6 protein-coding genes are annotated in these 10126 nt (G+C 42.6%); all 6 read right to left on the bottom strand.

Features of this window, described 5'->3' with window-relative positions:
- A partial coding sequence (locus Q0C19_RS08490; protein ID WP_295055076.1) for an MCP four helix bundle domain-containing protein occupies nucleotides 1-841 on the bottom strand: 841 nt, incomplete at its 3' end.
- Nucleotide 842: 1 nt separating this feature from the next.
- Complete coding sequence (locus Q0C19_RS08485) at nucleotides 843-1340, bottom strand: chemotaxis protein CheW (RefSeq protein WP_295055075.1); 498 nt, start codon at nucleotides 1338-1340, stop codon at nucleotides 843-845.
- A gap of 3 nt (nucleotides 1341-1343) precedes the next feature.
- On the bottom strand, nucleotides 1344-1730 hold the full coding sequence (locus tag Q0C19_RS08480) for a response regulator (protein WP_295055074.1): 387 nt from the start codon (nucleotides 1728-1730) through the stop codon (nucleotides 1344-1346).
- 87 nt (nucleotides 1731-1817) lie between these two features.
- Nucleotides 1818-3263, bottom strand: coding sequence for a response regulator (locus Q0C19_RS08475; protein WP_295055073.1), 1446 nt, complete (start codon nucleotides 3261-3263; stop codon nucleotides 1818-1820).
- Nucleotides 3264-3456: 193 nt separating this feature from the next.
- Nucleotides 3457-9225, bottom strand: coding sequence for a protein kinase (locus tag Q0C19_RS08470; RefSeq protein WP_295055072.1), 5769 nt, complete (start codon nucleotides 9223-9225; stop codon nucleotides 3457-3459).
- 60 nt (nucleotides 9226-9285) lie between these two features.
- Nucleotides 9286-10126: HAMP domain-containing sensor histidine kinase (locus Q0C19_RS08465; RefSeq protein ID WP_295055071.1), on the bottom strand; the 841-nt coding region annotated here is incomplete at its 5' end.

Below are 10126 nucleotides of genomic sequence, written 5' to 3'. Positions count from 1 at the left end.
CGAGTGTCGCACTGACCTCTTCGACACTGGAAGCCTGCTCGCTTGCCCCTTGTGCCAATGACGACGATGACGAAGCAACTTGATCGGATGCCGACGTGATCTGCATTGCACCGTCGCGGATGGTCGTGACGCTCTCTGTGATCGCACGGGTAATCGAACGGATCAATGCCCAAGCGAAAAGAATCGCAAAAAGGATCGAAAGAACGGCAACAATCATAAACATCTGTTTATACGAAGATGATGTTTCTTTTGCAACCGTATTGGTTTTTTCAATCATATCTTTATTAATGTCATACACATTTTGCAATTTTTCGGCAGAAGCTTTACGATCTGCACGAATAACATCTAATTGTTGTGTCATTTTGGCAAACAATTGTTCAATCTGGGCAGGATCATCTGTTTTTGCTAAAACACTCACAACATCTTTATTAAATAATTCACTTTGTTTACGCCATGATTCATACGTAGGTTTAAACGCTTTCCACTCTTTTTCTTCCTCAGGTGACTGCGGAAGCGGCTCATATATTTTCATACCTTTATCAATACGCTCAAATCCGGCTTCTATCTCTTCAGACGCGTTCTGCATCTTCTCTTTCAATTGAGGGTCACCCTTAAGACCGCGAACCCTATTTTGCTGAATCGCTACCAGCTGCGTTCCATTACGGATCGTTGCAACACTTATGAGTGAAGGGACACGAACATCTCCGATTTGAACGATATCGGCTTCCCATCCGGCAGTCGCTTTAAATCCCATAACCCCTAAAATAATCATTGCAAGAACCATTATTCCGGTTAACAACGTCAATTTTGTTTGTAAAACCATATTTTCCAACCAATTCATCTCATTCTCCTGTTTGGGTTTCTATTTTTTGTATTTGTTCTAAACTGATCAGTTCATCCGCTTCAAAGAGCTTCAAAACATCTAAAATCATCACGACGTTCTCTTCCATCTGTGCCATAGAACAGATGAAATCCGTATCAATATTGTTACCGAATTTCGGCGGTTCGCTTAGTTTTGAACTCTCTATACTCGCTACTTCTTCGACCCGATCGACGATGAATCCGATGTTTACCTTATCCACTTCAACGATCACAATCGCCGTATGCATATCTTCCTCTTTGGTCTCCATCCCGAAACGGAGCCGTGTATCGACAACGGGGATGATCGAGCCACGCAGATTGATAACGCCGCGCATATACGCAGGAGTTTTAGGAACGTTCGTCACTTTCATGATGGCAATGATCTCTTTGATACGATCAATTGCAATCCCGTACTGTTCCTCTCCCAAAAAGAACGTTAAATACCGCTCTCGTCGGGACTGTAATGTGTTTTGCTCCATCGTTTAGACCCCCAATACCATTTTGATTGACTTCACCAGTTTCTCATCATTGAACGGTTTAACCATCCATCCGGTAACACCGATCTCTTTTCCGCTCATCTTCATCTGTTCCGAACTCTCCGTCGTCAAGACGATAATCGGTTTGGTTTTGTACCGCTCATCCGATTTGATGGCTCGAGCCAAGTCTAATCCGTTCATTTCGGGCATATTGACATCACTGATCAGCATATCAAAATTCTCAGTACCCGCTTGAAGGGCACCCAATAGCTCTAACGGGTTCAGATACGATTTAAACTCAATCACACCACTGCCGATCAAACTCTCCAATGCCAACTCCGCTGTTGCAATAACCGCTCTCGAATCGTCTACAATAATTACTCTTTTTGCCACTTAGGTTCTCCTTGATATAGTTGTTAAAAATCTTTCTTCCACAATTGTATATTTAATTATGCAGAAAGAATGGTGTTGAGATAGAATTTAAAAGAATTCCATATCGTTGTCCTCGTCCGTCTCAATCTCTTTATTTCCGACAATCTGTTCTATCTGCATGCACGAGCTGAAAAACGAACTATCCAGATAGTGGATATCTGCGGCATCCTGCAATGAAAAAATATGTTCTCTCCAGGATGTGAGGTCGCTTCCCAAATGCTCGGTAAGCATCACCAGCATTTTTAGTTTTTTAGGATCGCTAACAATCGCATCGGCATGTTCTTTCATAAACGTCCCCAGCGATGAGAGGGCATAGGCCAAAGCGGTAAATTCAAACAGGTTGTTAATGGCGCGTACATATACCCCTAATACACCGTCGGCAAAACTGCGGATATTCTCGATAGTGGATTCTTCTTCGAGAGCATGAAGTTTTTCGATCCACTCCTCGTCCAGACCCTCCAAATCTCGAATCTCATCAAGAACATCTCCTCCGATCTCTCGTACATAATCCACGGCTCTTGTTTTATCAACAAAACTCTGACGAAGAAGCCCTTGCTCATTCTGATTGATAGTACGAACCTCTTTGTCGACTGCAGGCTCCGATATCGGTAAAACAGCTGTCGTTGGTTCCACAACTTCCGGAAGTTTCTCTACAAGCGCCTCTTTTTTCAATACCGGAGCTTTTTCAATCACGTCCACCGATGAAGTCGGTTTTACATCAGCGCGACCATTATGTAAACGGACACAGGCAAAATTTTGTCGAATGATGCAGTGCGACTGTAAATCATCCGCCAGTGCTTGTGCTTTTGGTTTGAGAACAATCGGTTTATCCAACTTCATCGTCATAAAAATCTCTTCAAAGCTCTCTTCAATGATGATACTAACCTGCTCTTCGTCACGAAGCCCCTGACGCATCAACTCATAGAACAGTTCGATCATCGGGTCCACTTTTGACGAGGAGCTGGATTTACGCTCCTCACACCGTGAAAGGACCCATACCCCGAAGTCCATCATCCCCTCAGCATCAGTGATATCAAATATTGTTTTGAAATGGCGGACATCAGACGAAAAAGGGTTAAGTGCCTCTTTGGCGGAGAGTTTCGTATGAATTCCGTCTTTGGAACGTAAAAATGCTCCGAAACTTTGCAGTTTAAATCGGATCAATTCTTTATTGATCGGTTTATGGACATACGCCGAAACCCCTATAGTCGCCATGTGGGCTTCCATCTGAGGATCTATCACGGCAGTAACCACAATAATGATCGTTTCAGGAAAACGGGATTTGATCACCTTGGAGGCTTCAAATCCGTCCATATTGGGCATCATCACATCCATCAGAATAATATGAGGATGCCATGCTTCACACACGGTAATCGCATTGACGCCATCAACCGCCTCTTTGATCTCAAAACCTTCCATTTTTCGGCAAATGGCATTGAGGACAAGACGATTGTCTTCGACATCATCAACGATTAAAAGTCTTAAATCTTTCATCTTCCACCATGTATTATAGATTAGAATTTTTCATTCCATTTTCAAATATGAGAAAGTGTAATATTAAAAAGTCACAGAAAAGTCACAGGAAAAATATTTTCCTTTAAAACTACCAAATTATTACAAATAAAAAATTATTTAAGACTTTACCCCATTCAATTTGAGGCTAAATCATAGCATTTTTTTGCCCTAATCAATATTGAATCGGAAATCGAAGGCTAAAGCGGACACCGCCTTCAATATTTTCGGCACCTATGACTCCATGACAATGTTCTTCGACAATGGTTTTGGACATATACAGACCCAATCCCGTCCCGTTATCACTTTTTGTCGAAGTATACGGTGAAAATACCGTATCGATAAACCCGGGATCGATTCCCCCGGCATTGTCTTCAACACTGAGAATAACCTCTCCGTCCTTCTGATCGGTATGAATAACGATCTGTGGATTATTCACCCCTTTCTCTTCAAAAGCATCTTGGGCATTTTTGATCAGATTTAATATCACCTGAATCAGTTCGTTTTCATAGGTTCGATACTCAGTGTCGTTGGAATGGTCTATCTTCACGTGAATATTTTTATTCATTAGCGTATGTTCTACCAATTCAAGGGTTTTGGAGACGATGAGGGAACTCTTCGTCAGCGCCGTTTGTTTATCAGGCTTGAAAAAATCTTTAAAGTCGGTGATAGTGCGGGAGAGGTGCTGAACCTGTATCTCCATTTCATCGAAACTTTTGTTAATCTCCTCTAACGTTGAGCGTTCTAACATGATATTGATTTTTTGGCGGCTTATCAAAGCACTCATGATCGCCAACGGCTGGCGCCATTGATGGGCGATCATACTCAGCATCTCTCCCATTTGAGCTTGACGCGTTTGCATCAAAAACAATCTATCTTTCATATTTCTCTCGGTAACGTCATCTTGGATCGTCACGAAATTGATAATCTCATCTTGAGTGTTGAAAATCGGAAAAATCGTCGACGCACAATCGCGCAACTCCCCATTTTTCATCCGGTTGACAATCGTTCCCCGCCAAAAAGAGCGTTTTTGGGTAATCGTAGACCACATCTCTTGATAAAATAACTCAGGGTGAAGCCCGGAGTTAAATATTTTCATCTTCTGTCCGATTAATTCATGGTTGAAATAGCCGGTCATTTTAAGCGTATGATTATTGACATATTCAATGGCACCGAAAGAGTCGGTGATAATCGTTGAAAGGGGAGTTTGATTGACAACCTGAGATAAGCGGTCAATCAGCTCTTCGGAGTGTTTGGATTCGGTAATATCTTGGATGGTTCCTGAAAATTTTTGATGTTCATCTTCCCAATAAACTTCGGCACGCTGATGAACGATTCGTATATTCCCTGAAGCAGTAAGTATTCGGTGCGTTACATCGTAAAAACGTTCGCCGCGAAACGCTTTTTCTTTCGCGTCCTGAATCAATTCGACATCATCAGGGTAGATATGGGCAAAAAACCACTCGTTATTGATCGGGATTGAAAACGGTTCCAGTTCGTAAATCCGATACGTTTCGGCAGACCAAATGATCTCATCGGTGACGCTATCGTATTGCCAGCTCCCGACATGGGAAATCTGCTGCGCTTTGTTGAGTTTCTCTTCATTGCTTTTGAGTGTTTCATACAAGAGGGCATTCTTATAGATAATCACGGCTTGCGTCAGCAATAATCGCAGAGTTTGAAGAGTATCGGTGTTCAGAGGCGTCGAGATTTCCTCATTTTCGAGATAAAGAACCCCTCTCACACTCCCTTCAATCAACGTCGGAATGGCGATAGACGATGCCGGTTTTCGGGTGAGGAAATAGTTATCGTATTGAAACTTCCCATTTTCCGCCGGGCTGTTTTGGATTACTTTATGCCGTGTATCGATTGCATGGGTAATAAGATGAAACGGAACAAAATCGGTTTCACTCAGTTTGGTATGATAAAAATCAATTTTCCCGTTTTCAAACACGATTTTGGCACTGGTATAAAACATCTCCTCTTCTTTGAGGATCAATACCGCTTTACTCGCCGTCGCATTTTCCAAAATAGTCTGCATCAATGTCTGCAAAAGCTCTTTTTTCTCCATACTTTGAGAAAGTGCGTAAAATGACTTAAGAAGACTGCGATAATTAGTCGGCTCGGAACGCAACAATGAACTGTTGGACGAATGTTCCAGAGTTTCGGCAGGATATGGGGCATTTAAATGCATTTTTGCTTTTAGCCGTTCAGCCGCTCTGTAGGCACCCCACTGATTCAGCCCAACCGCCGCTTCGCTGAAATAGAAACGGCTTAAGTCCTCAAAACGTTTTTCACTCCAAAAACGCCCTGCACACAGAGCACCGACGGCAATGGCAAACGGATTGTTGTTTTTCCGTGCTTCATTCAGCGCTGCATCATAGAGTTTGGCAATGTCCCAATACTGAAGGGATTCTTTAGACCTCTGCGCGCGAAGCAGTAGTTTCCAAAACTTAAACTCTTTGGGTGAAGAAGCGGCATAAACATCACAAAGCTTCAAATCCTCGGACAGAAGAGACTCTTCTTCCACACTCAACGGAGTTTTTTTCCCCAGAAGAAGCAAAGCTCGAAGGGGATGAAGTCTCATTTTCGGAAACATAATCACTTCGTTTGCTTCACTGCGGACAAATCGATTTAGATACTCCAACCCTTTATCAATATCCCCCTCGATCCAGCATGTCTGAGCTTTGATAATCCCATACCAAGCCAACGCGGGATAGAACTTCTCCTCTTCCCACAAGGCAATCGCCGCTTCTTCCGCTTCTTCCGTATCTTCATCTCTCTCCTGCCACATATGGACGGTAGAGCGAAGAACCTCAAAAATAGCAATCATTTTTCGATCACCCGAGTTAAGGAGAAAATGGCTCTCATTACGGATATTATCCCGAAGCGATTCAAGCGATTTTCCACTGAAATACTCACTCAAATGCATCAAAAAGTTTGCCCACGTTCCGAAGATAATATCGCCGTTTACTTTGCTTTGGTGAAGACTCTTTTGATACAGCGGAATATTTCGCTCCAACGGCTTTGTATAAGGGCTGATAAAATTTGCCATAAAATTATGCACTTTCGGAAGCATGCTCTCGTCTTCGAATCGGTGATTAAATTTCAATGCCGCTTCACCGAATCGGTACGCCTCTTTGTAGCGGTGTTCGCTCACCATCTGCGCACCGTAGAGAACATATCCGAATGCCGATCCGCTGGAATTTCCGAAACGAAACGAAACTTCGACAATACTCAGATAGGCCCATTGCATCAAAGGGATATCGGCTAAATAATAGGCCGCTTCCCAATAGTCTACCAGTATCGCGATAATCCGCTGTTTGGAACTGTTTTTGAGTTTCGGAAGCGCTTTTATCGCTTCGGCGTCCTTTGAAGATGGATGATTGAGAATAAACGTTCTAAGCGCTAAAACACTCTCTTCTATCTCTTTGCGTTGTCCAGGAACATCCAACCCGAGATCATGCAGAAGTGTGTTTCCAAAAAGAATCAATTCCTCAAATCCGCCCCCTCTCGTCACACAAAGATCTTTAAAAAGGGTGAAACAAATCAGCCGTTCACGAAGCATATTGGTCTGCTGCATCAATTCCTGGAGTGCTGTTTGCGCTTCTGTATGCAAAGCATTCAGATAATAAACTTTGATACTCAATACCTTTAAATCAAACACGTCAGAAGGTTTCAATGCTTCGAGCATCTGACACAATCCGCTCTCTTGCATCCATCTAAAATGCTCCAGAGCTATCGAATACAAACCGCTAAGGACCATCTCCTTCAAAGCTTTGAGATTCAAATGCAATGAACGTTTATTCCCAGTTTCTTGCTTAAATCCACGATTAAGATGCATAACGACACCGATGACATCATCATACGCTCCCACTCTATAGGCACGTTCCAAAAATTCACCGATAGCGCGGTCAATCTCCTCACGTTGGGAAGAAGGGATGGAGGCAATAATATGATGCTGTATCATGTCGTGTACAAACTGATAATGTCCGCCGAACAGTTCGATAAATCCTTTGACTTCTAGCCGTTCCATCATCGCATCGGGATATTTCAGCGCTTTCATCATTCGTCGTGACAGCTCTATCTCAAAACGATTCCCTAATACCGATAAATAGCGTAAATAATTCTGTTCTTCGGTTGTGAGTTTTGAAAATTTATCGGTAATCAATCCGGCGATATTGATAGTGGCTCCGTAAGCACGAATCTTTTCGATTTGAAAATGCCATGCGCCCCCCACATAAGTGATCTCTTTTGAATCGACTAAATTATAGAAAAGCGTCTTGATATAAAATGGATTTCCGTCCGTTTTTTTATAGATAATATCCGATAAAGCATCCACCTCAGCCCCATCCGATCCTAAAATCGAATGAAACATACGGCGGATATCGGGTTTGGAGAGAGGAATAAGATCGAAGATGTATAAATCAGAAGATCGGCTTTCGCGAACTTTTTGAACAAATGTCCATGCACTTTGATTGGATTCTATCTCTTTGTCACGATAACTGAAAATAAAATGGAGATTGGGAATATCCATCTGAAAAATCGTTCGATAGATCAAATCCAGTGATGCCGCATCCGCCCATTGCAAATCATCCATAAAAATGACCAACGGAGATGTATCGCTTGAAAGCTGACGTAACAGCTGTTGAACGGCATACGGGAGCTGATGATGCATCTCGTCACCCGCTGAGCTGTATGAGAGATTTTTTTGCATCAACATTTCGCGTAACTCAGGAAAATAATAACCCAAGGTATATTCACTGCGCGCATCCAGATGAAAAGGTTTATGGGTGTTAATATGACGTTTCCATACTATTTTAAGCTGAACAAAAAGCTGTTTAATACTTAAATACGGATGAGAAGAACGGTATTGTTCGAATTTTCCTCGAAGAATACGGTTCCCTCCGGTACTTAAAAGGGTTAAAAACTCTTCAATAAAACGGGTCTTACCGACACCGGGAAGACCTGATACGACAAGTCGAACCGATTTATGCAAAGCGACATTATGTGCCGCATCCTTCAGCCGTCCGAGCTCGATATCTCTGCCGAAGAGATGATCACCGAAACGAAGGGAAGGCTGATCGTGTGTCCCTATCTCAAACCAAGGGATTTGATCCGACGTATCGAGGGTTTTGAGGGCGTATTTAAGATCATACAGCAATGCTTCGTCACTTTGGTAACGTTCATCCGCTTTTTTCGAAGTGAGTCGATTGATGATCGAAGAGAGCACCGGAGGAAAATTTTCGACATAGTTTTCAATCGGCTCCGGACGCAGCGCGATTTGTTTATGGATCAATTCATAACGGTCTTTTGCCTCATACGGAAAACGGCCTGAAAAAAGATGATAAAGACTCATCCCGAAACTGTATAAATCACTACGGGAATCGATACGCTGTTTGGTTCTCCCCGTTTGTTCAGGCGACATATACATCAGATTGCCCGAGGTTCCCACATCGACATCACTATTGTAACGAAGATGATTATCGATGATCGAGTATCCGAAATCGATAATTTGGAGTACTTTGGTTTCATTATTGTAAATGATATTTTTAGGGTTGACATCGGCATGAACGATGTGCTTTTGATGAATAAAATGGAGTGCTTCCGCAATTTTAATAGCGATATTCAGCCCCTCACCAATCGAGAAACGGTGTTCCAGCAGCATCTCATACAGAGAATTTCCGCCGATATCTTCAAATACATGAAGATATTCCGTAGGGAGTGCGACAATCTCTATCAATTTAACGATATCGGGAGATTTAAGAGACGAGAGAATCTGCTGTTCGTTCATAAACTGGGAAACTCTATGCTCGGTTATTTCACCCGGTTTGAGCATTTTGACAATCACTGTTTGAGCATCGGCCGTACGCCGTGCACGATAGACCACCGTAGAGATATTTTCATGGAGAGTATCGATGATTTGATAGTGGCGACTGAACACTAGAATTCCTTATACAAATTCAAAATAGTTATTTCATAGAAATCAAATTATTACTAACGTTTAATGTAAAGACTTCTTAATTCTCAGCGTAAAACAGCTCCCCGTTCCCTCTTCAGAGCGAAGCTCGAGTGACATCTCCATCGCCTCAGCATATTCGCGTACGATGTTTAATCCCAGACCCGTACCAAATCCGTGATCGCGCACTTGAGCAAACGGTTCGAATACAAAGGAGAGTTTTTCACTCGGTATCCCGATACCGCTGTCTTCAATCTCTATCACACAGGTATCCTCGCTCTCATCCAGCCGTACTTCCACAAACCCTTCGGCCGTAAATTTCAATGCATTCGAGATAAGATTGGTGATGATTTGTTTAAATTTTACACCGTCACACTCTATCGGGATAACACTTTTCGCTGCCTTAAATTGATAGTTGATTGCGCTGTTTTTGAGGAGACTTGAACAGTTTTCAAAGGCCTCACGGGCAAGAGAAACCGCATTGTTTGATGCAATATCGAAAACTGTTTTTCCCGACTTCATTTTGGCGATATCCAAAAGGGAGTTGATCAACTCCAACAAATTTTCGGCATTGGCATACGAACGCTGTAAATATTTTTTGACCAATTCGCGGCTCACTTCATCTTCGACTATCTCATCATAGCTCTCCAATGCCTGATCGGTAAAGTTGACGATTGCATTGAGTGGGGTTCGGAGTTCGTGTGATATCTGATCAAAGAATTTAGTTTTAGCTTCGAGAGTTTGGAGCGCCTCCTCTTTGGCTTTGACCATATCGGTGATTTCATGACGAATCGAGAGGATTTCCACAATAGTACCGTCATGGTTTTTTATGGGGACAATCGTGGTAGCAAAGTAATGGATATCCCCTTCTTTGCCCTTGTTTTTG

The sequence above is a fragment of the Sulfuricurvum sp. genome, from assembly GCF_023250475.1.
Lineage (GTDB): Bacteria > Campylobacterota > Campylobacteria > Campylobacterales > Sulfurimonadaceae > Sulfuricurvum.
Note: the sequence above shows the minus strand (reverse complement) of the source record. Positions and strands in the feature narration are given on the sequence as shown.